Annotated in this window: 23 protein-coding genes; 13 read left to right on the top strand and 10 right to left on the bottom strand. The window is 64.7% G+C overall.

Annotated elements, in window-relative coordinates:
* Positions 1-2 precede the first annotated feature (2 nt).
* From ACODS9_RS05460 to ACODS9_RS05445, 4 genes are all read left to right on the top strand, one after another.
* Entirely contained in the window at positions 3-2,348 is a 2,346-nt protein-coding gene (locus ACODS9_RS05460) for an FdhF/YdeP family oxidoreductase (RefSeq protein WP_046857504.1), read from the top strand.
* Between the two features lie 223 nt (positions 2,349-2,571).
* Positions 2,572-3,054 carry a glycine zipper domain-containing protein gene (locus tag ACODS9_RS05455; RefSeq protein WP_046857505.1) on the top strand — a complete coding sequence of 161 codons (483 nt, stop codon included), beginning with the start codon at positions 2,572-2,574 and terminating at the stop codon, positions 3,052-3,054.
* Between the two features lie 209 nt (positions 3,055-3,263).
* Positions 3,264-4,073 carry a CheR family methyltransferase gene (locus ACODS9_RS05450; protein WP_489093447.1) on the top strand — a complete coding sequence of 270 codons (810 nt, stop codon included), beginning with the start codon at positions 3,264-3,266 and terminating at the stop codon, positions 4,071-4,073.
* 118 nt (positions 4,074-4,191) lie between these two features.
* The gene (locus ACODS9_RS05445; RefSeq protein ID WP_046857507.1) at positions 4,192-4,848 is read left to right on the top strand and encodes a response regulator; all 657 of its coding nucleotides are present in this window, start codon (positions 4,192-4,194) and stop codon (positions 4,846-4,848) included.
* Here the strand turns inward: ACODS9_RS05445 and ACODS9_RS05440 are convergent.
* On the bottom strand, positions 4,838-5,272 hold the full coding sequence (locus tag ACODS9_RS05440; RefSeq protein ID WP_046857508.1) for an acyl-CoA thioesterase: 435 nt from the start codon (positions 5,270-5,272) through the stop codon (positions 4,838-4,840). The genes ACODS9_RS05445 and ACODS9_RS05440 overlap by 11 nt on opposite strands.
* Positions 5,273-5,398: 126 nt before the next feature.
* On the opposite strand from ACODS9_RS05440, the gene ACODS9_RS05435 reads away from it, so the two are divergent.
* Together ACODS9_RS05435 and ACODS9_RS05430 are read left to right on the top strand one after the other, a co-directional pair.
* On the top strand, positions 5,399-5,842 hold the full coding sequence (locus ACODS9_RS05435; protein WP_489093446.1) for a hypothetical protein: 444 nt from the start codon (positions 5,399-5,401) through the stop codon (positions 5,840-5,842).
* The gene (locus ACODS9_RS05430; RefSeq protein ID WP_489093445.1) at positions 5,842-6,108 is read left to right on the top strand and encodes a type II toxin-antitoxin system RelE/ParE family toxin; all 267 of its coding nucleotides are present in this window, start codon (positions 5,842-5,844) and stop codon (positions 6,106-6,108) included. The genes ACODS9_RS05435 and ACODS9_RS05430 overlap by 1 nt, the downstream gene beginning before the upstream one ends.
* A 64-nt stretch (positions 6,109-6,172) precedes the next feature.
* Here the strand turns inward: ACODS9_RS05430 and ACODS9_RS05425 are convergent, their stop codons facing one another.
* A complete protein-coding gene (locus ACODS9_RS05425; protein WP_367857406.1) occupies positions 6,173-7,714 on the bottom strand; it encodes a phosphoenolpyruvate carboxykinase in 1,542 nt (513 codons plus the stop codon).
* 179 nt (positions 7,715-7,893) lie between these two features.
* Positions 7,894-8,796: an Hsp33 family molecular chaperone HslO gene (hslO, locus tag ACODS9_RS05420; RefSeq protein ID WP_110700172.1), complete on the bottom strand. Its 903-nt coding sequence runs from the start codon at positions 8,794-8,796 to the stop codon at positions 7,894-7,896.
* A gap of 108 nt (positions 8,797-8,904) precedes the next feature.
* Here hslO and ACODS9_RS05415 point away from each other — a divergent pair, with 108 nt between their 5' ends.
* Positions 8,905-9,705, top strand: a complete 801-nt coding sequence (locus ACODS9_RS05415) for a phosphatase PAP2 family protein (RefSeq protein WP_489093444.1) — start codon at positions 8,905-8,907, stop codon at positions 9,703-9,705.
* Positions 9,706-9,734: 29 nt separating this feature from the next.
* Here the strand turns inward: ACODS9_RS05415 and ACODS9_RS05410 are convergent, their stop codons facing one another.
* A complete protein-coding gene (locus ACODS9_RS05410; RefSeq protein ID WP_038707163.1) occupies positions 9,735-10,136 on the bottom strand; it encodes an RNA-binding S4 domain-containing protein in 402 nt (133 codons plus the stop codon).
* Positions 10,137-10,245: 109 nt separating this feature from the next.
* On the opposite strand from ACODS9_RS05410, the gene rimB reads away from it, so the two are divergent.
* Together rimB and rimK are read left to right on the top strand one after the other, a co-directional pair.
* Complete coding sequence (gene rimB / locus ACODS9_RS05405) at positions 10,246-10,728, top strand: retropepsin-like aspartic endopeptidase RimB (protein ID WP_489093443.1); 483 nt, start codon at positions 10,246-10,248, stop codon at positions 10,726-10,728.
* Positions 10,725-11,630: a 30S ribosomal protein S6--L-glutamate ligase gene (rimK, locus tag ACODS9_RS05400; RefSeq protein WP_046857513.1), complete on the top strand. Its 906-nt coding sequence runs from the start codon at positions 10,725-10,727 to the stop codon at positions 11,628-11,630. The genes rimB and rimK overlap by 4 nt, the downstream gene beginning before the upstream one ends.
* Before the next feature lie 60 nt (positions 11,631-11,690).
* Here rimK and ACODS9_RS05395 read toward each other — a convergent pair whose 3' ends face one another.
* Together ACODS9_RS05395 and ompR are read right to left on the bottom strand one after the other, a co-directional pair.
* Entirely contained in the window at positions 11,691-13,004 is a 1,314-nt protein-coding gene (locus ACODS9_RS05395; RefSeq protein ID WP_038707161.1) for an ATP-binding protein, read from the bottom strand.
* A 94-nt stretch (positions 13,005-13,098) separates the two neighbouring features.
* The gene (gene ompR, locus ACODS9_RS05390; protein ID WP_046857514.1) at positions 13,099-13,839 is read right to left on the bottom strand and encodes an osmolarity response regulator transcription factor OmpR; all 741 of its coding nucleotides are present in this window, start codon (positions 13,837-13,839) and stop codon (positions 13,099-13,101) included.
* Between the two features lie 229 nt (positions 13,840-14,068).
* On the opposite strand from ompR, the gene ACODS9_RS05385 reads away from it, so the two are divergent.
* From ACODS9_RS05385 to ACODS9_RS05370, 4 genes are all read left to right on the top strand, one after another.
* The gene (locus ACODS9_RS05385; RefSeq protein WP_401107538.1) at positions 14,069-16,393 is read left to right on the top strand and encodes a Tex family protein; all 2,325 of its coding nucleotides are present in this window, start codon (positions 14,069-14,071) and stop codon (positions 16,391-16,393) included.
* On the top strand, positions 16,393-16,776 hold the full coding sequence (locus ACODS9_RS05380; protein ID WP_023630730.1) for a PaaI family thioesterase: 384 nt from the start codon (positions 16,393-16,395) through the stop codon (positions 16,774-16,776). Before ACODS9_RS05385 ends, ACODS9_RS05380 begins: the two co-directional genes overlap by 1 nt.
* Positions 16,777-17,040: 264 nt before the next feature.
* On the top strand, positions 17,041-18,618 hold the full coding sequence (gshA, locus tag ACODS9_RS05375; RefSeq protein ID WP_489093442.1) for a glutamate--cysteine ligase: 1,578 nt from the start codon (positions 17,041-17,043) through the stop codon (positions 18,616-18,618).
* Positions 18,618-19,244: a TetR/AcrR family transcriptional regulator gene (locus ACODS9_RS05370; RefSeq protein WP_198753727.1), complete on the top strand. Its 627-nt coding sequence runs from the start codon at positions 18,618-18,620 to the stop codon at positions 19,242-19,244. The genes gshA and ACODS9_RS05370 overlap by 1 nt, the downstream gene beginning before the upstream one ends.
* 122 nt (positions 19,245-19,366) lie before the next feature.
* On the opposite strand, the gene ACODS9_RS05365 is transcribed toward ACODS9_RS05370, so the two are convergent.
* From ACODS9_RS05365 to ssuD, 4 genes are read right to left on the bottom strand one after another with little or no spacing between them, the layout of a single operon-like run.
* Entirely contained in the window at positions 19,367-19,582 is a 216-nt protein-coding gene (locus tag ACODS9_RS05365; RefSeq protein WP_008095172.1) for a TOBE domain-containing protein, read from the bottom strand.
* A gap of 30 nt (positions 19,583-19,612) precedes the next feature.
* Positions 19,613-20,425 (bottom strand): aliphatic sulfonates ABC transporter ATP-binding protein, encoded by an 813-nt coding sequence (ssuB, locus tag ACODS9_RS05360; RefSeq protein ID WP_038707158.1) that lies wholly within the window; start codon positions 20,423-20,425, stop codon positions 19,613-19,615.
* Positions 20,425-21,222, bottom strand: coding sequence for an aliphatic sulfonate ABC transporter permease SsuC (gene ssuC, locus ACODS9_RS05355; RefSeq protein WP_046857519.1), 798 nt, complete (start codon positions 21,220-21,222; stop codon positions 20,425-20,427). The genes ssuB and ssuC overlap by 1 nt, the downstream gene beginning before the upstream one ends.
* An 11-nt stretch (positions 21,223-21,233) precedes the next feature.
* Entirely contained in the window at positions 21,234-22,382 is a 1,149-nt protein-coding gene (gene ssuD, locus ACODS9_RS05350; protein ID WP_038707156.1) for an FMNH2-dependent alkanesulfonate monooxygenase, read from the bottom strand.
* Positions 22,383-22,430: the final 48 nt, after the last annotated feature.

The following is a 22,430-nucleotide window of genomic DNA, read 5'->3' as shown; positions in this document are numbered from 1 at the left end:
CCGTGACCTCCTACGAAAAACTGCCAGACAACGCCCCCGCCTCCACCCCTCGCTACAAACCTTATCCCGGCCCCGCCGGAGGCTGGGGTGCGCTGCGCAGCGTGGCCAAGGCCTGGGTGGGTAGCGACAACGCCCTGAAGAACATCCGCGCCCTGCTCAAGACCAACCAGAACGGCGGCTTCGACTGCCCCGGCTGCGCCTGGGGCGACTCGCCCGAAAGCGGCATGGTCAAGTTCTGCGAGAACGGCGCCAAGGCGGTCAACTGGGAAGCCACCAAGCGCCGGGTGGACGCCGCGTTCTTCGCCCGCTACAGCGTGAGCGCGCTGCTGGGGCAGAGCGACTACTGGCTCGAGTATCAGGGCCGACTGACCGAGCCAATGGTCTATGACCCGATCACCGACCGTTACCGGCCGATCGACTGGGACGCCGCCTTCGCCCTGATCGCCCGGCACCTGAACAACCTGGCAAGCCCCGACCAGGCCGAGTTCTATACCTCCGGCCGGGCCAGCAACGAGGCGGCCTATCTCTACCAGCTGTTCGTGCGCGCCTACGGCACCAACAATTTCCCCGACTGCTCGAACATGTGCCACGAGGCCAGCGGCGTGGCCTTGGGCCAGAGCGTCGGCGTGGGCAAGGGCACGGTCACCTACGACGATTTCGAGCACGCCGACACGATCTTCGTCTGGGGCCAGAACCCCGGCACCAACCACCCCCGCATGCTCGACCCGCTGCGTGACGCGGTGAAACGCGGCGCCCAGGTGGTGTGCGTCAACCCGCTCAAGGAGCGTGGCCTGGAACGCTTCCAGCACCCGCAGAACCCGTTGGAGATGCTGACCAACAGCGACCGCCCGACCAACACCGCATTCTTCCGCCCGGCGCTGGGCGGCGACATGGCGCTGCTGCGCGGCATGGCCAAGTTCCTGCTGCAATGGGAGCGTGAGGCCCAGGCCAGCGGCGCGCCGGCGATCTTCGATCATGCCTTCATCGCCGAACACGGCCATGGCGTGGACGACTACCTGGCGGTGGTCGACGCTACTCCATGGGAGCAGATCCAGGCCCAGTCCGGGCTGACCCTGGCCGATATCGAGCTGTCGGCACGCATGTACTGCAAAGGCAAACGCGTGATCATGTGCTGGGCCATGGGCATCACCCAGCACCGCCACTCGGTGCCGACCATCCAGGAAATCGTCAACCTGATGCTGCTGCGCGGCAACCTCGGGGTACCGGGCGCCGGCCTGTGCCCGGTGCGCGGCCACAGCAACGTGCAGGGCGACCGCACCATGGGCATCAACGAACGCCCACCGGTGTTCCTGCTCGATGCCATCGAAAAACGCTTCGGCTTCCCGGTGCCACGCCACAACGGTCACAACACCGTCGAGGCCATTCACGCCATGCTGGAAGGCCGGGCCAAGGTATTCATCGGCTTGGGCGGCAACTTCGCCCAGGCAACGCCGGACACCGAGCGCACCGCCCAGGCGCTGCGCAACTGCGAGTTGACCGTGCACATCAGCACCAAGCTCAACCGCAGCCACCTGATTCACGGCAAACAGGCGTTGATCCTGCCGTGCCTGGGCCGCACCGACATCGACCTGCAGGGCGAAGGCCCGCAGGCTGTGACGGTGGAGGACTCCTTCAGCATGGTCCACGCGTCCAACGGCCAGCTCAAGCCACTGTCCAGGCAGATGCGCTCGGAGCCAGCCGTGGTTGCCGGCATCGCCGCCGCCACCCTGGGCAAGCAGCCAGTGGACTGGCACTGGCTGGTGGCCGACTACGACCGCATCCGCGACCTGATCGCCGACACCATCCCGGGCTTCGCCGACTTCAACGAGCGTCTGCGCCTGCCCGGCGGCTTCTACCTGGGCAACAGCGCCGGCAGCCGCCAGTGGAAGACCGCCAGCGGCCGCGCCAACTTCAAGGCCAATCTCCTGCCGGACAGCCTGCTCGACGAGCGCGTGCGCGCCAGCGGCCAGCTCCCGGACCTGATCATGCAGTCGATGCGCTCGCACGATCAGTACAACACCACCATCTACGGCATGGACGACCGTTATCGTGGCGTGCGCGGCCAGCGCGACGTGCTGTTCGCCAACGAGGCCGACATCGTCCGCCTGGGCTTCCAGCCGGGGCAGAAGGTCGACATCGTATCGCTGTGGGGCGATGAGCATGTACGCCGGGTGCAGGGATTCACCCTGCTGGCGTTCGACATCCCCGCCGGCCAGGCGGCGGCCTACTACCCGGAGGTGAATCCGCTGGTGCCGCTGGAGAGCATCGGTGACGGCAGCCACACGCCGACGTCGAAGTTCATCGCCATCAAGCTGGAGCGCGCGCGGGACGACGGTCGCATCATCTGATTCGCGCCCGGCAAAGCTGAACGCTGCCCACAAAAAAGCCCTGTTCCGCAACGGTTCAGGGCTTTGTCATAAGTACCTCAGACAAGCGAAAATCGAGAAAGTTTCATACATAATTCAATAACTTAGAGAATTGTGTACAACTCGTGCTACTCGTCGGATTCCGATTGCCAGCCGCTTCGCCGAGCCTCAAATTCCGCTTCGTCATCCCTCTGAGGCTCTCTTGATGAAGAAGTACTCCTCGATTCTGTTGTTGTCTTTCGGTCTGCTCAGCGGCGTTGCCATGGCAGGCGGCACCACCGAGGCCGGCATTGGCGGCGCATTGGGTGGGGTACTGGGCTCCGTGGTGGGCAACTCCATCGGTGGTAGCACCGGCGGCGCCATCGGTGCCGGTCTGGGCGGCGCGGCCGGCGGTGCCCTGGGTGCCGACAAGCGCCAGCGCGGCGAAGCGGCCATCGGTGGCGCACTGGGCGCGGCCGGCGGCAACGTGGTGGGTCGCTCGGTGGGTGGTACCACCGGTAGCTACATCGGTGCGGCGGCCGGCGGTGGCGCTGGTGGCGCACTGGGTAACTATATGGGCAACAAGGCCGACGAAGACGAGCGTCATGAGTCGCGCCGCTACCGTCGTGACTACGATGACCGCCGTCATTACGACCGCGGCCATCACTACGGCCACCGCAAGCACAAGCGCCACTGGCGCCATGACTGATCGCCAGGCTTACGCCTGACGCCTAAGGCCCTGCCCTCACCGGCAGGGCCTTTTCTTTTGCAGGCACGCCAAGGGATTAAGGGCCACCCCGATATGGAGGCCACTAGCCACTAGTTATCATCGCTGTTTCGACCACGTACAGGACGCAGGGAATGCGCGCGACCTTCACCAATCTCATCTGTCTGCCCCGGGCCAGGAGAGGCTGAAGGATGCCCAGCCGCCGCCCGCCACTGCTCAGCGAAGCCGGCTTTGCGTCGATACGCCAGCGCGTGATGCAGGCTACCGGCGTGCAACTGGCCGATGATCGCCGGGCCGTGGTCGCGGCACGTCTGCACAAGCGCCTGAAGGCCCTGGGCCTGGCTAACTACGAGCATTACCTCGGCTTGCTCGAAAGCCCGGAGGGCACCGACGAGCACGAGCATCTGCTGCGCCTGCTGGTCGCCCGCGACAGTTACTTCTTTCGTGAACATCGCCATTTCGAATGCCTGGCCGGCTGGCTGGCCGACCTCGACCACCCCGCACGCCTGTGGAGCGCAGCCTGTGCCACCGGCGAAGAAGCCTGGAGCCTGGCCATGGTCGCCGCCGAAAAAGCCCGTCACCCAGGCTGGCAGGTACTGGCCAGCGACTTCGACCCGCAACTGCTGGAAACCGCAGGCGCCGGCATCTACGACATCGCCCAGGCCCGCTACTTCCCCGAGGGCTGGCTGGCCCGCCACTGCCTGTGCGGCGTCGGCGAGATGGCAGAGCGGCTACGCATCGCGCCCGCCCTGCGCGAACAGGTACGCTTCGAGGCCATCAACCTGATCCGGCCCCTGCCTGCCCACCTCGGCAGCTTCGACGTCATCTTGCTGCGCAACCTGCTGTCGAGCCTGGCGCCACGCTACAAGAGCGAGGTGCTCCAGCAGTTGCTGGCGCACCTGCGCCCCGGTGGCCTGCTGATCATCGGCCATAGCGAAAGCGTCCACGCGCTGGGTCTGCCCCTGCGCCCGCTACTGCCGTCGGTGTTCGAACGCCTATGATAAGAGGCACTGCCGCGCCAATCGGCAGACAAGGACTGATCGCGCAGTTGCGCGGCAGTGCGCTTTCGGATCGAGCAGGCCTGCCGCCCCCCTTCCCTTGCGAAACAGGCCCTAATCCATGCCTTGCCGAATCCTGCTTGCCGATCATTCGCCCCTCTTCCGCGCCGGCTTGCGTGCCTTGCTGGAGCAGAAGAAAGATTTCGTCGTGGTGGGCGATACCGGTGATGCCATGAGTGCCGTGAGCCTGGCCGAAAAGCTCAAGCCGGACATCGTGGTGCTCGACATGAGCGGCGAGCTGGACAGCCAGCAGGCCCTGCAGGAACTGTTCATCCGCGCCCCCGCCAGCCGGGTGCTGATGTTCTCGCCGCGCTCGGAGCTCGAGCATGTGATGAGCTGCCTGCAGCTCGGCGCCCATGGTTTCCTGCTCAAGAACGCCACGGTAACCGAGCTGGAGCAAGCCCTGCAGACCCTGCGCGGCGGTGGCCAGTACCTGTCTTCGGCGGTGCTGCCGATGGTCATCGGCCAGGCCCTCAAGCACAGCCGCAAGCGCGTTGCCAACCAGGTCCAGCCGCCGCCCCTGACCACCCGCCAGCTGGAAATCCTGCGCCTGATCGCCCGGGGCGAGACCACCCGCTCCATCGCCGACGGCCTGGGGTTGAGCATCAAGACCGTCGAGGCGCACCGCTCGCAGATCATGCACCGTCTGCAGATCCACGACGTGCCCGGCCTGGTGCTGTTCGCCGTGCGCGAAGGGATCATTCGCCTCAACGATTGAGCGACAGCCCGGCGAGGATCAGTTGCAGCGTTTCCGGCAGTGCCGCCGGGCGGCCCGACGCACGCTCGATGAACACCTGCACCACGCTGCCCGCCGCACAGGCTTCGGCCTCGCCCGGGCGGAACAGCGCCAGGCGGAACTCAACGGTGCTGCCCGCCAGACGAGTCACCCCCAGGCCCACCTCAAGCACGTCGGGAAAGCCAGGCAAGGCGAAGAAGTCTGCCGCCGAACTCACGACGAAACCGGCCAGCTCACCGTCGCGCAGGTCCAGCTCGGCCTGTTCGACCAGGAAGGCCTGGATCGCGGTTTCGAAGCAGGCATGCACGGTTGAGCCGGCGAGGTGGCCGTTGTGGTCGTTGTCCTGGGGACGGGTGAGGATGGGGTGGAAATGGGAGAAGGCGGAGCGTTGGGGGGATTCTGTCATGAGAACAACCTTATTTCCTTTGCATGTCAGCGAAGCTTCCCACATAGGCTTGGGAACGCCTATAGTCGCAATCAACAATAGATTGCATAAGATAGTACGCGTCCCATGAAACCGAGACATACCCCCGTGCCGATTCTGCAACTGGATCATGCCAACCTCAGCCGCCTGGCTGAAAGCCGTCGAATCAACGCCACCCACATCGTTGGGCAACCCGGAGGCTGGGCTGTTCAGGTGGATGTCGACGATCAGGAGCACGTACTCACCGCACAGCGTAGCGGCAACGTGCGGCTGTTCAAGAAGCTAGAGACGCTGGTCAGCTACCTGCATGACCTGGGTATCGACCATTTCGAAGTCGATAGCTCGATATGGGATGCGCGACAGACCGCCACCTATCAGCGGCCGGATCGCGCCCAGGCACTCAAAAGGGCACATGAGGCGGCGGCCTACGACGCCTGGTTCAGCGAACAGGTCGAAGCAAGCCGTCGCGATTCTTCACCCGCGCTGGATGACGAAGAGGTCGAGAAGTTCTTTGCCGCCCGCCGAGCCGAGCTGAGAGCCAAAAACCGCTGATGCGCCTTGTCTGGTCGACAATGGCTCGCAATGACCGTCTGCGCATCATGACTCTCGTTGCACAAGACAATCCGGCAGCGGCCGAGGCACTGGATGAAGCCTTCAGGGAAAAGGCCAGACGCGCCGCTCGCAATCCGCGTCTGTACAAGCCCGGCAGATGCGTTGATACACACGAAATTGTGGTAACGCCCAATTACGTGATGATCTATCAGGTACAGGATGACGAAGTCGACATCCTCCGAATCCTGCATGCACGGCAACAGTGACCATGATTTCAACCACGAAAAAGCCGCCCCGAGGGACGGCTTTCTTATCCGAACCGGCAGCAGCTTACAGCTGCGGACCAGCGGCCTTGATGGCGTCGGAAACGTCGAACTTCTTGAAGTTCTCGGTGAACAGAGTGGCCAGGCCCTTGGCAGCTTCGTCGTAGGCAGCCTTGTCAGCCCAGGTGTTGCGCGGGTTGAGCAGCTCGGTCTCGACGCCCGGAACGACCTTCGGCACGTCCAGGTTGATGATGTCCAGGTGCTCGGTTTCTGCACCGACCAGCGCGCCGCTCTGGATGGCAGCGATCACGCCACGGGTGGTGGGGATGCTGAAGCGCTTGCCAACGCCGTAGCCACCGCCGGTCCAGCCAGTGTTGACCAGGTATACCTTGGAGCCGAACGCCTTGATGCGCTTGATCAGCAGCTCGGCGTAGACGCCGGCTGGGCGCGGGAAGAACGGTGCGCCGAAGCAGGTGGAGAAGGTCGACTTGATGCCGCTGCCCGAACCCATTTCGGTGGAACCGACCAGCGCGGTGTAGCCGGACAGGAAGTGGTAGGCCGCCTGCTCGTTGTTCAGGATCGACACTGGCGGCAGCACGCCGGTCAGATCGCAGGTCAGGAAGATGACTGCGTTCGGCTCGCCGCCCAGGTTCTTCTCGGAGACCTTGGCCACGTGGGTCAGCGGGTAGGCAGCGCGGCTGTTCTGGGTCAGGCTCACGTCGGCGTAGTCGGCGTGCTTGGCATCGTCGATGACGACGTTTTCCAGCACCGCGCCGTGCTTGATGGCTTTCCAGATGACCGGCTCGTTCTTCTCGGACAGGTCGATGCACTTGGCATAGCAACCGCCTTCGATGTTGAAGACCACGCCCTCACCCCAGCCGTGCTCGTCGTCACCGATCAGGTAACGGCTCTCGTCGGCCGACAGGGTGGTCTTGCCGGTGCCGGACAGGCCGAAGAACAGGGTGACGTCACCCGCTTCGCCGATGTTGGCGGCGCAGTGCATCGGCAGCACGTCGGCGGCCGGCAGCAGGAAGTTCTGCACCGAGAACATGGCTTTCTTCATTTCACCGGCGTAACGCATGCCGGCGATCAGCACTTTCTTCTGGGCGAAGTTGATGATCACGCAGCCGTCGGAGTTGGTGCCGTCACGCTCTGGCACGCACTCGAAGTTGGCGACGTTGAGGACCTGCCACTCATCGCGGCCAGCCGGGTTGTACTGGGCCGGGTTGATGAACAGGCAACGGCCGAACAGGTTCTGCCAGGCAGTCTGGGTGGTCATCTTGACCGGCAGGTAGTGCTCGGCGGCAGCGCCTACGTGAACGTAGGAAACGAAGTGATCCTGGGCGTTGTTGAACGCCTCGACGCGGTCCCACAGGGCATCGAACTTGTCGGCCGGGAACTTGCGGTTGATCGGGCCCCAGCCAATCTGGTCCTGGGTGGAAGGTTCTTCGACGATGAAACGGTCAGCCGGCGAACGGCCGGTGCGGTGACCGGTTTCCACCACCAGCGCGCCGGTATCGGCCAGCACGCCTTCACCGCGGGACAGCGCTTCTTTTACCAGCTCATCGACGCTCAGGTCGGTGTACACGGTGTTGTTGGCTTGCGTCATGAGATACCCCATCCGGCCCGAGGCCGAGTGCTCCAAACGTTTTGTAGTTGTCTCGAAAAAACTACTACAGCGAAAAAAGTGGCCGGATTATGCCAGAAAAGCCCAAAAAAAGTAGGCCCCTCCTGTCAGAACTGCGCTTTTGCGCAATTCGACAGGAGTATTTCCTGTAGTGAACCGTTTCAGTGCTGAGTTTCTGATGGCGCCTCGGTGCCACCGCCAGCAAACAATTGCGCAACATCGCTCGCGTCGAACACATAACGCTCGTTGCAGAACTGGCAATCGATCTCGACCTGGCCGCCACATTCGGCCACCAACGCATTGGCATCCTGCTCGCCGAGGCTGACCAGGGCGTTGCCGGAGCGCTCGCGCGAGCAGCTGCAGCGGAAGCGTAGCGGCTGGATATCGAACAGGCGAACCGCGTCTTCGTGGTACAGGCGGTGCAGCACGGTTTCGTTGTCCAGGCCGAGCAGTTCCTCGATCTTCACGGTGTTGGCCAGGGCCTTGACGTGGGCCCAGCTTTCCTCGCGCTCCTCGCTGTCCTTGTGGATCTCGGCCGGCAGCTGCTGCACCAGCAGGCCACGGGCGCGGGCGCCATCGGCGGCCAGGGAGATGCAGGTGTTCACCTGCTGCGACATGACGAAGTAGTTGGTGAAGCACTCCGACAGGTCCTTGCCGTCCAGTTCGACGGTGCCCTGGTAACGCTGGCCGTTGACCGGAATGATGGTCAGCACCAGGTGACCACCCGGCATCAGATCGGCAAGGCTGGCATCCGCCTTGATCTGCTCGGCCTCGTAGCGCGCCAGGCCACGGATGTCGTGCTCGCTGGTGTACTCGATGGCCAGCAGCGGAACCGGGCCCTGGGACTGCGCCTGGAGCACCAGCAACCCGTCGAACTTCAGGGTGCCGACCAGCAGCGCGGCGGCGGCCATCAGCTCACCGAGCAGATGCTTTACCGGCTGCGGGTAGTCGTGCTTGGCCAGCACCTCGGCGTAGCTGCTTTCGAGCACGACCATCTCGCCGCGCACATCGCGGTCGTCGAACAGGAAGCGTTGGGTGAAATCGGTATCTGGCAAGTCGCTCATGGTTGTCTGGCTTTCTGAAAATGGTTACAAAATAATTACAGGAGACTGAAAGGTCTGTCGCAGAGCGCTCACAAGGCGCTCACTTCCTGCTGGATATCGAGGTATTTTATGGACAATCGACCACTGTTCCAAGCAAGGTGGTCCTGGGGACCTTTGGCAGCCTGCACCCTGCTGCCCATCGCACTACTGTGTTTCTGGTTGTGGCCCGTTGGCCAGATCCTTTGCCTGACATTCGACGAGTGGCTGTTCCACAGCCTGAATGCGCCGCTGGCAGACAACACCACCTGGCGCTACATCTGGACCGTCGGCAGCCTGCGCCCGTTCGACATCGTCGTCGGCCTGATCCTTCTGGCAGTGCTTATCCGTGGTGACTGGGTGTTCAAGGCAGCCCAGGTCCGCCAGGCCTTTTTCGGCTTTCTGGTCACGCTACTCCTCTTAGTGGTGATTCGCGCGCTGTTTTCCAAGTGGGTGGATGCAGCCGGGTGGCAACACAAGAGCCCGTCGATGATGTTCGACGACGTGGTGCACCTCAGTGACTACTACCCGAACCTGGAGGCGGCCTGGGAACTCAAGGACCGCTCGAGCAAGAGTTTCCCCGGGGATCACGCCTCGGTATTGCTGGTCTGGGCACTGTTCATGAGCCTGTTCAGTCGCCGCCCGCTGCAGTACCTGCTGGTGTGGGGGCTGGCCCTGCTGTTCATGCTGCCGCGCCTGGTTGCCGGTGCCCACTGGGGGCAGGATGACTACATCGGCGGTTTGCTGATGGCGGTGCTGGCGTTGGGCTGGAGCTGCTACACGCCGCTGGCGGCCAAAGGCAGCGCAGCGTTGCTGCGCTGGACGGCACCGCTGTTCGACCTGCTGGGCAGGTTGCCGTTGATCGGGCGGATGAGCGTGATTCGCGCCGCCTGATCGTTCACGGGGCCGCTACGCGGCCCTCGTCACTCGAAACTGCCGTGCAGCTGGTGAATCTGCCGGCGCTGCTTCTTGGTCGGCCGCCCGTCGGTGGTCACGCCCATCGCCCCCGCCTTGCGCATTTCAGCGGCCTGCTCGCGGCGCTTCACACTCTCGGCGGTTTCCTCGTACAACGTCTGTGCTTCGGGCGCGCCACGGCGCACCACCGACAACGCCCTGACCACCACGGTGCGCTCGTCGAAACCGGTGCGCAACACGAACTCATCGCCCACCCGTGGCTCCTTGCCCGGCTTGCAGCGCTCGCCCCGGCAGTGCACCTTGCCACTTTCAATGGCCGCCTTGGCCAATGCGCGGGTCTTGTAGAAGCGCGCTGCCCACAGCCACTTGTCCAGGCGTACCTTGTCGTCGTCTTCAGGCTTTTGTGCCATGGTTTTTCCTCGAATTCTGTCTTTCACGGAACTGTACTACCGTGACTGACAGATGCAAAAAGTCCGTGCCGTCATTACAGTTCACCTCCTTATCCGCAGGGCACGCTTAGTGAAGACATTTGACCACCTGACTGTGATCGGCCTGCGCGAGTGGGTCGCCCTGCCCGGCCTCGGCGTCGCCGGCCTGCGCGCCAAGATCGACACCGGCGCCAGTACCTCCAGCCTGCACGCCACGGAGGTCGAGCCGTTCGAGCGCGATGGCCAGCAATGGGTACGCTTCACCGCCCACCTGGGCTCGGTGGTGCAACTGCGCCACCGGCGCTGCGAAGCGCCCATGGTCACCATGAAGACGATCAAGAGCTCCAACGGCCATACCCAGACCCGCTATGTGATCCGCACGCCCCTGGCGCTCGGTGACCGGGTCTGGGAGGTCGAATTCACCCTGGCCTGCCGCAAGAGCATGCGCTATCGCCTGCTGCTTGGTTCGAAGGCGCTCATCCATGGCCAACTGGTGGTCAACCCCGGCCTCAAGTACGTTCAGGACAAACCGGCCTTCGCGGCCACCCTTTCCCCTGTCACAGGTGCTGCATGAAGATCGCTGTGCTGTCGCGCAATCCGCGTCTGTATTCCACCCGCCGCCTGGTCGAGGCCGGTACCCAGCGCGGCCACGAAGTGGTGGTGATCGACACGCTTCGGGCCTACATGAACATTGCCAGCCACAAGCCGCAGATCCACTACCGCGGCAAACCCCTGGAAGGCTTCGACGCGGTCATACCGCGCATCGGCGCCTCGGTCACCTTTTATGGCTGCGCGGTGCTGCGCCAGTTCGAGATGATGGGCGTCTACCCGCTCAACGAATCGGTGGCCATCGCCCGCTCGCGGGACAAGCTGCGCTCGCTGCAACTGCTGTCGCGGCGCGGTATTGGCCTGCCGGTCACCGGCTTCGCCCACTCGCCGGACGACATCCCCGACCTGATCCAGATGGTCAATGGCGCGCCGCTGGTGATCAAGGTACTGGAAGGTACCCAGGGCATCGGCGTGGTGCTGTGCGAGACCACCAAGGCCGCCGAGTCGGTGATCGAGGCGTTCATGGGCCTGAAGCAGAACATCATGGTCCAGGAGTACATCAAGGAGGCCGGTGGCGCCGATATCCGCTGCTTCGTGGTCGGCGACAAGGTGATCGCCTCGATGAAGCGCCAGGCCAAGCCGGGCGAGTTCCGCTCCAACCTGCACCGCGGGGGCGTGGCCAGCCTGATCAAGATCACCCCTGAAGAACGCATGACCGCGATTCGCGCGGCCAAGGTGATGGGGCTGAGCGTGGCGGGTGTGGATATCCTGCGCTCGAACCATGGGCCACTGGTAATGGAGGTGAACTCATCGCCGGGCCTGGAGGGGATCGAGGTGACTACCGGCAAGGACGTGGCCGGGATGATCATCGAGCACCTGGAAAAGAACAGCGGGCCGAATCAGACGCGGACCAAGGGCAAGGGTTAAACAAATCGCGGGGCACCTCGCAGCGGCGGTGCGCCGGTGCGACTTGCCCCGCGATTGATTTCACACAGCGTTACGCGGCAGCAACAACCCCAACGGCAACCGCACCCGCGCCTCGATCCCGCCACCGGAGCGGTTGCGCAATTCGACATTGCCGCCATGCTGCGCGGCGATCCGTTTGACGATCGCCAACCCCAGCCCGGTGCCCTTGCCGCCCCGCGCCCGGTCGCCACGGATGAACGGGTTGAAGATGGTCTCCAGCTCCGACTCGTCGATCCCCGCCCCGCGATCCAGCACGCTGAGTACCACATAGGGCGCGCTCTGGTCACCCGATACATAGGCCGCCACCTCAACGCCCTTGCCAGCGTGATGCAGGGCGTTGCCGATCAGGTTGCCGAGCATGCGCTTGAGCGAGACACGGCGCAGCGGGAACGGCGGAATCGGCTCGAGGCACAGGCGCACCTGCTCCTCATGCTGGTTGTAAGGGGCCACCACTTCGTAGATCAGATCGTTCAGGTCGACCTCTTCCACCGGCTCGTCACGCCCGTCACGAATGAACGCCAGGAACTGGTCGAGGATCGCGTCCATGTCCTCGATATCGCGGACCATGTCCTCACTGAGGTCGCTTTCGTTGCCCATCAGCGACAACGACAGGCGCAGCCGGGTCAGCGGCGTGCGCAAGTCGTGGGAAACGCCCGCCAGCATCAGCTCGCGTTCGCGCCCGGCCTGCTCGACATCTTCGGCCATCTGGTTGAACGCCCGGTACACTTCGGTCATTTCGCTGGGGGTGTCGCTGATCGGCAAGCGCACACTGCGCCCCTGACCCAACTGGCGGGCGGCGAACACCAGGCGCTTGAGCGGCTGGTTGAGCTGGCGCACGAAGATCCAGGCCGAAGCCGTGGACAGCAAGCCGATGGCCAGGAACCAGCCAAGCACGTTCCATATCTTCTGCCCGCGCAGCGGATGCGGATACAGCGGCACCTTGAGCCAGCCCGGGCCCAGGCTCGGGGCGTTCACCCAGAGCGCGGGCGGCGCATGGATCCGCAACCGCACTTCGGTGTCCTCGCCCAGCTCGGCCTGCATCTGGCGCTGGTAGATCTCGCTGTAGGGCCAGTGCTGCTCGCCCTCCGGCACACCGGCGCCGGTCACACGGATCAAGCCGGCGGCCTCGGCAATCTGGTCGCGGTTCTCTTCATCCGCTGCCCAATAGGCACGCAGCGTCAGGGCCACGCCGTGGCTGTACTGGCGGTCGACCAGCACGTCCTCGTTCATCAGCAGGTACACGAGCGTCAGTGCCTTGGAGAACAGCACGACGATCAGCACCAGCCAGAGGGTGCGGGCGAAGAAGCTTTGCGGGAACCAGAGAGGCGTTTTCATCGATCTACTACTTTGCTGAAAAGGCCGGTCGCCTTAGACGAAAACAGGGCGACCCGCATGGGTCGCCCTGCTGCACCCTGACAAGCCGGCAGGCTCATTTGCCGGCGTTTCCGTCCGGCACGAAGACGTAGCCCACACCCCATACGGTCTGGATGTAACGCGGCTTGGAAGGATCGGGCTCGATCATCCGGCGCAGGCGCGAGATCTGCACGTCGATGGAACGCTCAAGGGCATCCCACTCACGGCCACGCGCCAGGTTCATCAGCTTGTCGCGGGTCAGCGGCTCGCGAGCATGCATCACCAGGGCCTTGAGCACGGCGAACTCGCCGGTGGTGAGCATGTGCGTTTCTTCACCGCGCTTGAGCTCGCGGGTGGCCAGCGACAGTTCATAGTCGCCAAAGGTGACGGTCTCTTCCTCGCTGCCCGGCGCGCCTGGCACGGCCGGGGCCTGGCGGCGCAGCACGGCCTTGACCCGGGCCACCAGCTCATCTGGGTTGAACGGCTTGGCCAGGTAGTCGTCGGCGCCAAGCTCCAGGCCCTTGATACGGCTGAGTTCGTCGCCCTTGGCGGTGAGCATGATGATCGGGATCTGGTTGTTCGAGGCGCGCAGGCGCTTGCACGCGGACAGGCCGTCCTCGCCCGGCAGCATCAGGTCGAGCACCACCAGGTTGAACACTTCACGGGCCAGCAGGCGATCCATCTGTTCGACGTTGGGCACGGTGCGGACACGGAAGCCCTTGCTGGTGAAGAAACGGTCCAGCAGGCTGCTCAGGCCCGGGTCGTCGTCGACGATGAGAATCTTGTCGCCTTCTACGGCGTTTGCGGTGCTGGTCATGAATTACTCCTCTGATATCGCCGCGCATTATGGCGTAGCCATTGCCGCGCGTGCCGTGTGCATTGTTAGCAGATTTTTCCCGCCGTGCCACTGCCGCCCCATCGACGACTGGCGCCGCGCCATCACCGCAAGCCCGGCCCGATGGGTATAATGCGCGGCTTTCACCCAGTGTCGCCGGGGCTGAACGCCCACCCGCGGCCTTGCATTCACTATTTGTCAGGTGGTTTTCATGGACAGCATCAACAGCCGTATCGCCGAGGAACTGGGCGTGCGCCCACAGCAGGTCGAAGCGGCCGTGGGCCTGTTGGACGAAGGATCGACCGTGCCCTTCATCGCCCGTTACCGCAAGGAAGTGACCGGCAGCCTGGATGACACCCAACTGCGCCACCTGGAAGAGCGCCTGCGCTACCTGCGCGAGCTCGACGAGCGCCGCGCCAGCATCCTGGCCAGCATCGAGGAGCAGGGCAAGCTGACCCCGGAGCTGGCCCGCGAGATCAAGCTGGCCGACACCAAGACCCGCCTCGAAGACCTCTACCTGCCGTACAAGCAGAAGCGCCGCACCAAGGGCCAGATCGCCCTGGAAGCCGGCCTGGGCGAACTGGCCGACGGCCTGTTCGACGACCCGCAACTGAACCCGGAAGCCGAAGCCGCGCGCTTCGTCGACGCGGACAAGGGCGTGGCCGACGTCAAGGCTGCCCTGGAAGGCGCCAAGTACATCCTCATGGAGCGCTTCGCCGAAGACGCCGGCCTGCTGGACAAGCTGCGCAACTTCCTCAAGCAGGAAGCGGTACTCACCGCCCGCGTAGTCGCCGGCAAGGAAGACGAAGGCGCCAAGTTCCGCGATTACTTCGCCCACGACGAACTGCTGCGCAGCGCGCCGTCGCACCGTGCCCTGGCGATCTTCCGCGGGCGCAACGAAGGCGTGCTGAGCGCCTCGCTGAAGGTCGGCGAAGAACTGCCGGGCACCCTGCACCCGTGCGAGGTGATGATCGGCAACCATGTCGGCATCGAGAACCGCAACCGCCCCGCCGACAAGTGGCTGGGCGAGGTGGTGCGCTGGACCTGGAAGGTCAAGCTCTACACCCACCTGGAAACCGACCTGTTCGGCGAGCTGCGCGACAACGCCGAAGGCGAGGCGATCAACGTCTTCGCCCACAACCTGCACGACCTGCTGCTGGCCGCCCCGGCCGGCCCGCGCGCCACCCTGGGCTTCGACCCGGGCCTGCGTACCGGCTGCAAGATCGCCGTGGTCGATGCCACCGGCAAGCTGCTGGACTACACCACGGTCTACCCGCACGCGCCGAAGAACGACTGGGACCGCACCATTTCCGTGATGGCCGCGCTGTGCGCCAAACACTCGGTGGAGCTGATCGCCATCGGCAACGGCACTGCCAGCCGCGAGAGCGACAAGCTGGTGGCGGAGCTGGTCAAGAAGTACCCGGCACTGAAAATCACCAAGATCATGGTTTCCGAGGCTGGCGCTTCGGTGTACTCGGCCTCTGAACTGGCCGCCCGCGAGTTCCCCGACCTGGACGTGTCGATCCGCGGCGCTGTGTCCATCGCCCGCCGCCTGCAGGACCCGCTGGCCGAACTGGTGAAGATCGACCCGAAATCCATCGGCGTCGGCCAGTACCAGCACGACGTGTCGCAGGTGAAACTGGCCCGTGGCCTGGACGCCGTGGTCGAGGACTGCGTGAACGCCGTGGGCGTGGACGTCAATACCGCCTCGGTGGCGCTGCTGACCCGCATTTCCGGCCTCAATGCCACCCTGGCGCAGAACATCGTCGCCCACCGCGACGCTAACGGCCCGTTCGCCACCCGCGCCGCGCTGAAAAAGGTCAGCCGCCTGGGCGAGAAAACCTTCGAGCAGGCCGCCGGCTTCCTGCGCGTGATGAACGGCGACAACCCGCTGGACGCCTCGGCGGTGCACCCGGAAGCCTACCCACTTGTGCAGCGCATCGCCGCCGACACCGACCGTGACATCCGCTCGCTGATCGGCGACAGCGGCTTCCTCAAGCGCCTGGACCCGAAGAAATTCACCGACGAGTCCTTCGGCCTGCCGACTGTCACCGACATCCTCCAGGAACTCGACAAGCCAGGTCGCGACCCGCGCCCGGAGTTCAAGACCGCCACCTTCCAGGACGGCGTCGAGGACCTCAAGGACCTGGAACCCGGCATGATCCTCGAAGGTGTGGTGACCAACGTCACCAACTTCGGTGCTTTCGTCGACATCGGCGTGCATCAGGATGGCTTGGTGCATATCTCGGCGCTGTCGGAGAAGTTCGTCAAGGACCCGCGTGAAGCGGTCAAGGCCGGCGACGTGGTCAAGGTCAAGGTCATGGAAGTGGACATCCCGCGCAAGCGCGTCGGCCTGTCCATGCGCATGAGCGACACCCCGGGCGAGAAGGTCGAGGGCAACCGTGGCGGCAACCGTGGCAATGGCGGCAACCGCCAGCAGCAGGCGCCGCGCCAGCGCGAGGCCACCGCCGCCGCGCCGGCCAACAACGCCATGGCAGCGCTGTTCGCCAACGCCAAGCAACTGAAGAAGAAGTGATGGAAGTACCGAAGGAGTACGTCGAAAGCGCCTTCAGCCAGCTCCTCGGCTGCCGCCTGCAACGCCTGGAAACGGGTGTTGCAGAAGTGGCCCTGGCGCTCGAACCGCACCTGCGCAACCGTGGCCAGAAGCTGCACGGCGGGGCGATCTTCAGCCTGGTCGATATCAGCATGGGCCTGGCCTGCTCGGCCAGCCATGGCTTCGACCAGCAGAGCGTGACCATTGAATGCAAGATCAACTACATGCGCGCCGTCAGCGAGGGCGAGGTCGTGTGTACCGCCCGGGTGCTGCATGCGGGACGGCGCACCCTCGTGGTCGACGCCGACGTGCTCCAGGACGACAAGCTGGTGGCCAAGGCGCAGGGAACCTTCGCGGTTCTCTAGCTGATGTAGCTAAATCTGCGGTATTTTCGAGCTACTCGGGGCCGCTTCGCGCCCCATCGCCGGCAAGCCGGCTCCCACAGGGGTATGCATGCTCTGTGGGAGCCGGCTTGCCGGCGATGGGGCGCGAAGCGGCCCTGAAATCGACGCTAAGCCTAGCCGGAACCGCATAAACCAGGCGACAACGCCAGTTCCTTTCCCAACTACCCTTGTAGACCGTCATCTCTACCCCCATATTGGGGCGACTGACGCGTGAAGGAATCCATCTTGAGCGACCTCCTCAACCGCCGCCTGAGCCTGCTCGGCGACAATATCGACCTGCTCAAGCAGTGCCTGCACGGCATTGAGCGCGAATGCCTGCGCGTGACCAAAGAAGGTCGCCTGGCCCAGACCCCGCACCCCGAAGCACTGGGTTCGGCGCTGACCAACGAGCAGATCACCACCGACTATTCCGAGTCGCTGCTGGAGTTCATCACCCCAGCCCTGGCGGACCCTGCCAAGGTGCTCGAAAGCCTCGAACAGACCCACCGCTTCGTCTACAGCAAACTGGGCGAGGAACTGCTGTGGAGCCCGTCGATGCCCTGCGCGTTGCCGGCCGAAGAAGACATCCCGATCGCCGAGTACGGCAGCTCGAACATCGGCAAGCTCAAGCATGTGTACCGCAAGGGCCTGGCCCTGCGTTACGGCCGCACCATGCAGTGCATCGCCGGCATCCATTACAACTTCTCGCTGCCCGAGGCGCTGTGGCCGCTGTTGCGCGATGCCGAAGGCGGCGAGCAGGACGACCGCGACTACCAGTCCTCGGCCTATATCGCGCTGATCCGCAACTTCCGCCGCTACAGCTGGCTGCTGATGTACCTGTTCGGCGCGTCCCCGGCCCTGGACAAAGGCTTCCTGCGCGGCCGCCCGCACCAGCTCGAAGAGCTCGATGCCGAAACACTGTACCTGCCCTACGCCACCAGCCTGCGCATGAGCGACCTGGGCTACCAGAGCAACGCCCAGGCGGGCCTCACGCCCTGCTACAACAACCTGGCCAGCTACACCGATAGCCTGCGCAAGGCCGTCGGCACGCCCTACCCACCCTATGTCGAGGTCGGCACGCACGTCGATGGCGAGTGGGTGCAGTTGAACACCAACATCCTGCAGATCGAGAACGAGTACTACTCGAACATCCGCCCCAAGCGCGTCACCTACACCGGCGAGCGGCCGATCCAGGCCCTGACCTCGCGCGGCGTGCAGTACGTGGAAGTGCGCTGCCTGGACATCAACCCGTTCCTGCCAGTGGGCATCGACCTGACCGAAGCCCGTTTCCTCGACGCCTTCCTGCTGTTCTGCGCCCTCGAAGAGAGCCCGCAACTGGACAACGGCGAGTGCGGCCAGTGCACCGACAACTTCCTCACCGTGGTCAAGGAAGGTCGGCGCCCGGGCCTGGAGCTGCGCCGTGACGGCCAACCGGTCGCATTGAAGAAGTGGGCAAGCGAACTGATCGAGCGGATCGGCCAGCTGGCCGGGCTGCTCGACCGTGCCCAGGGTGGCAATGACCACGCCAAGGCCCTGGAAGCACAGCAGGCCAAGGTCGAAGACCCCGAGCTGACGCCATCGGCCCAGGTGCTGGCGCGCATGACCGAACATGACGAGACCTTCGTCCAGTTCTCCCTGCGCCAGAGCCGCCTGCACGCCGAGAGCTTCCGCGAGCAGCCACTGAGCAGCGCGCAGCAACAGGCCTTCGAAACCCTGGCTCGCGAGTCGATCGCCAAGCAGTCCGAGCTGGAACAGGAAGAGGTCGGTGACTTCGACCTGTTCGTCGGCGCCTACCAGGCCAGTATCCTGGCAATCAGCAACTGATGAACCGCACCGCCACCCCGCGCAAGCCACGCGCCAGCAGCCAGGCCAGGATCGAAGCGATCCTGGCCGCGGCGCGCGAGCTGCTGGCAGGGCAAGGGGTGGCGGGGTTGTCGATCTACAGCGTGGCGGAACGGGCGCAGATTCCGCCATCGTCGGTGTATCACTTCTTCGCCAGCGTGCCGGCCTTGCTGGAGGCGCTGACCGCCGACGTGCACCGGGCATTTCGCGAAGCCTTGAGCGCACCGATCGACAGCGCGGCGTTCAGCACCTGGCATGGCCTGTCGCGGCTGATCGAGCAGCGCATGCTCGACATCTACAACGAAGACGCCGCGGCGCGGCAGCTGATCCTCGCCCAGCATGGTTTGAGCGAAGTGGTCCAGGCTGATCGCCAGCATGATCTGGAATTGGGCGAGTTGATGCACCAACTGTTCGACCGGCATTTTCAGTTGCCAGCGATGCCGAGGGATGTGCACGTGTTCGCCCTGGCGATGGAACTGAGCGACCGGGTGTATGCCCGCTCGATGCAGCTGCATGAGGCGATCACGCCACGCATGGCGGAGGAAGGGATGCGCGTGTTCGAGGCGTATCTGGGGCTGTATCTGCCGCCTTACCTGGCCAAGCGCTGACCCTGAGCCCTGCAAATATCCTGTAGGAGCGGCTTTAGCCGCGATGCAGCCAACGCGATGTCTGGCACCCGCTCCGCAGGTGATCGCGGCTAAAGTCGCCCCTAAAGGTACCGTGCAAGACTTCAGAGCTTGGCGATAGACACCTCGGTCGATTTCACGAAGGCGATCACCTCGCTGCCTACCTGCAACTCGAGCTCCTTCACGGAACGGGTGGTAATCACCGAGGTGACGATGCCAGAGGCGGTCTGCACGTCGATTTCCGACAGTACCGGGCCTTCGAGGATTTCCTTCACGGTACCTTTGAACTGGTTGCGAACGTTGATGGCTTTGATGGTCATGGCGTCATTCCTTTTTGCGGTTTCGGGGATTCAATGAGCCCAGCGCAACTGCGTGGGCAACGGGGCGACAGGTTCCGGATCGGGCGGCGTGCCCGGGACGGAGAGAACACGGTTGAGCACTTCGCTTTCCAGCGCCGCCAGACGGTGCGAACCCCTCACCCGGGGTCGCGGCAGGTCGATGACCAGGTCCAGGCCGACGGCGCCGTCTTCGATCAGGATCACCCGGTCGGCCACGGCGACGGCTTCGCTGACGTCGTGGGTGACCAGCAGCACGGTGAAACCGTGCTGGCGCCACAGGCGCTCGATCAGTTGCTGCATCTCGATACGGGTCAAGGCGTCCAGCGCGCCCAAGGGCTCATCCAGCAGCAGCAGGCGCGGCTGATGAATGAGCGCCCGGGCCAGGGCCACCCGCTGTTTCTGGCCACCGGACAAGGCCGCCGGCCACTCATTGGCGCGATCGACCAGGCCGACCGCCTCCAGGGCTTCCAGGGCGCGTGGCCGCCAGTTGCCGGACAACCCCAGGCCGACGTTGTCGATCACCTTCTTCCAGGGCAGCAGGCGCGCGTCCTGGAACATCAGGCGGGTATCCTCGCGGGCCTCGGCAAGCGCCGCGGCGCCCGCCAGCAATTGGCCGCCGCTGGGCTGGTCGAGCCCGGCCAGCAGGCGCAACAAGGTGCTTTTACCGCAACCACTGCGACCAACGATGGCGACGAACTGGCCAGCCGGAATGTGCAGATCGATCCCGCGCAGCACTTCGCGCTGGCCGAACGTACGACGCAGGTCCCGGGCCGCCAGGGGGATGCCACGCAGCAGGCGTGGCGGCTGTGCCTTGAGCACGGTCATCATGCGCCCTCCTTCTTCGCCACCTGGTACGCCGGGTGCCAGCGCAGCCACACCCGCTCCAGGCCCCGGGCGGCCAGGTCGGCCAGCTTGCCGAGCACCGCGTACAGGACGATGGCCAGCACCACCACATCGGTCTGCAGGAACTCGCGGGCGTTCATCGCCAGGTAGCCAATGCCGGCATTGGCCGAGATGGTCTCGGCGACGATCAGCGTCAGCCACATGAAGCCCAGGGCGAAGCGCACGCCAACCAGGATCGAGGGCAGCGCCCCCGGCAGGATCACCTGGCGGAACAGCGCGAAACCCGACAGCCCGTAGCTGCGTGCCATCTCCACCAACGCCGGATCGACGTTGCGGATCCCGTGATAGGTGTTCAGGTAGATGGGGAACAGCGTCCCCAGGGCCACCAGGAAAATCTTTGCCGACTCGTCGATGCCGAACCACAGGATCACCAGCGGGATCAGCGCCAGGTGCGGCACGTTGCGGATCATCTGCACCGAACTGTCGAGCAGGCGCTCGCCCCAGTTCGACAGGCCGGTGATGAAGCCGAGCAACAGGCCGAGACTGCCGCCGATCACGAAGCCCAGGCCGGCACGCCAGCCGCTGATGGCCAGGTGGGTCCAGATCTGGCCACTGCGCACCAGCTCGACGCCGGCACTGACCACCGCGCTCGGCGCCGGCAGGATGCGGGTCGACAGCCAGCCTGCGCTGACCGCCAACTGCCATACCGCCAGCAGCAGGATCGGCAGGGCCCAGGGCGCCAGGCGCTTGGACCAGGTGGTGGTGGATGCACGACTCATGGCCCCGGCCCTCAGCTCTGCGACACGGATTTGGGCAGGATGTCGTTGGCGACCATTTCACCGAACGGGCTCACGTAGCCGCCGGTTTTCGGCTGCTCCGGGCGCTGCACGTCCAGATGCGGGAACAGCAGCTCGGCGACGCGGTACGACTCTTCGAGGTGTGGATAGCCCGAGAAGATGAAGGTATCGATGCCAAGATCGGCGTATTCCTTGACCCGCGCCGCGACGGTCGGGCCATCGCCCACCAGCGCGGTGCCGGCGCCACCACGCACCAGGCCGACGCCGGCCCACAGGTTCGGTGCCACTTCGAGCTTGTCGCGCTTGCCACCGTGCAGCGCGGCCATGCGCTGCTGACCCACCGAGTCGAAGCGCGCCAGCGACGCCTGGGCGCGGGCGATGGTGTCGTCGTCCAGGTGCGAGATCAGCCTGTCGGCGGCAGCCCAGGCCTCCTCGTTGGTTTCCCGCACAATCACGTGCAAGCGAATGCCGAAGCGCACCTCACGGCCCTGGGCGGCCGCTTTCTCACGTACCGCAGCAATCTTCTCGGCCACCGCGGCCGGCGGCTCGCCCCAGGTCAGGTACAGCTCGACCTGTTCGGCGGCCAAGTCCTGGGCAGCGTCAGACGAGCCACCGAAGTACAGCGGCGGGCGCGGCTGCTGGATCGGCGGGTAGAGCAGCTTGGCGCCTTTGACCTGGATGTGCTTGCCGTCGTAGTCGACCGTTTCGCCTTCGAGCACCTTGCGCCAGATACGGGTGAATTCCACCGACGCCTCGTAGCGTTCCTGGTGGTTCAGGTGCAAGCCATCACCGGCCAGTTCGTCCGGATCACCACCGGTCACCAGGTTGAACAATGCACGGCCGTTGGACAGACGATCCAGGGTCGCGGCCTGACGGGCGGCGACGGTCGGCGAGATGATCCCCGGGCGCAGGGCCACCAGGAACTTCAGGCGCTCGGTCACCGGGATCAGCGACGCCGCCACCAGCCAGGAGTCCTCGCAGGAGCGTCCGGTGGGGATCAGCACGCCGCCGAAACCCAGGCGGTCGGCGGCCTGGGCGATCTGGCTCAGGTAACCGTGGTCGACGGCGCGGGCGCCTTCGCTGGTGCCCAGGTACTTGCCGTCACCATGGGTAGGGAGGAACCAGAAAATGTTAAGGCTCATTGGAGTTGTCTCCTCAAGGGTGGCTCATGCCGGGGCGACGCCCCGGCG

The sequence above is a fragment of the Pseudomonas sp. FG36 genome (assembly GCF_057809275.1).
The sequence above is the reverse complement of the archived record's forward strand: the minus strand, read 5'-3'. Positions and strand labels throughout refer to the sequence as shown.

Coding starts and splice junctions, on each gene's coding strand:
- ACODS9_RS05415 (WP_489093444.1), top strand. CDS start 8,905: ATGGACAATCGACCACTGTTCCAAGCAAGGTGGTCCTGGGGACCTTTG.
- ACODS9_RS05425 (WP_367857406.1), bottom strand. CDS start 7,714: ATGACGCAAGCCAACAACACCGTGTACACCGACCTGAGCGTCGATGAG.
- ACODS9_RS05430 (WP_489093445.1), top strand. CDS start 5,842: ATGCGCCTTGTCTGGTCGACAATGGCTCGCAATGACCGTCTGCGCATC.
- rimK (WP_046857513.1), top strand. CDS start 10,725: ATGAAGATCGCTGTGCTGTCGCGCAATCCGCGTCTGTATTCCACCCGC.
- ACODS9_RS05370 (WP_198753727.1), top strand. CDS start 18,618: ATGAACCGCACCGCCACCCCGCGCAAGCCACGCGCCAGCAGCCAGGCC.
- ACODS9_RS05450 (WP_489093447.1), top strand. CDS start 3,264: ATGCCCAGCCGCCGCCCGCCACTGCTCAGCGAAGCCGGCTTTGCGTCG.
- ACODS9_RS05455 (WP_046857505.1), top strand. CDS start 2,572: ATGAAGAAGTACTCCTCGATTCTGTTGTTGTCTTTCGGTCTGCTCAGC.
- ACODS9_RS05395 (WP_038707161.1), bottom strand. CDS start 13,004: ATGAAAACGCCTCTCTGGTTCCCGCAAAGCTTCTTCGCCCGCACCCTC.
- ACODS9_RS05440 (WP_046857508.1), bottom strand. CDS start 5,272: ATGACAGAATCCCCCCAACGCTCCGCCTTCTCCCATTTCCACCCCATC.
- ACODS9_RS05445 (WP_046857507.1), top strand. CDS start 4,192: ATGCCTTGCCGAATCCTGCTTGCCGATCATTCGCCCCTCTTCCGCGCC.
- ssuD (WP_038707156.1), bottom strand. CDS start 22,382: ATGAGCCTTAACATTTTCTGGTTCCTCCCTACCCATGGTGACGGCAAG.
- ssuB (WP_038707158.1), bottom strand. CDS start 20,425: ATGACCGTGCTCAAGGCACAGCCGCCACGCCTGCTGCGTGGCATCCCC.
- ACODS9_RS05380 (WP_023630730.1), top strand. CDS start 16,393: ATGGAAGTACCGAAGGAGTACGTCGAAAGCGCCTTCAGCCAGCTCCTC.
- hslO (WP_110700172.1), bottom strand. CDS start 8,796: ATGAGCGACTTGCCAGATACCGATTTCACCCAACGCTTCCTGTTCGAC.
- ompR (WP_046857514.1), bottom strand. CDS start 13,839: ATGACCAGCACCGCAAACGCCGTAGAAGGCGACAAGATTCTCATCGTC.
- ACODS9_RS05410 (WP_038707163.1), bottom strand. CDS start 10,136: ATGGCACAAAAGCCTGAAGACGACGACAAGGTACGCCTGGACAAGTGG.
- ssuC (WP_046857519.1), bottom strand. CDS start 21,222: ATGAGTCGTGCATCCACCACCACCTGGTCCAAGCGCCTGGCGCCCTGG.
- ACODS9_RS05365 (WP_008095172.1), bottom strand. CDS start 19,582: ATGACCATCAAAGCCATCAACGTTCGCAACCAGTTCAAAGGTACCGTG.
- ACODS9_RS05385 (WP_401107538.1), top strand. CDS start 14,069: ATGGACAGCATCAACAGCCGTATCGCCGAGGAACTGGGCGTGCGCCCA.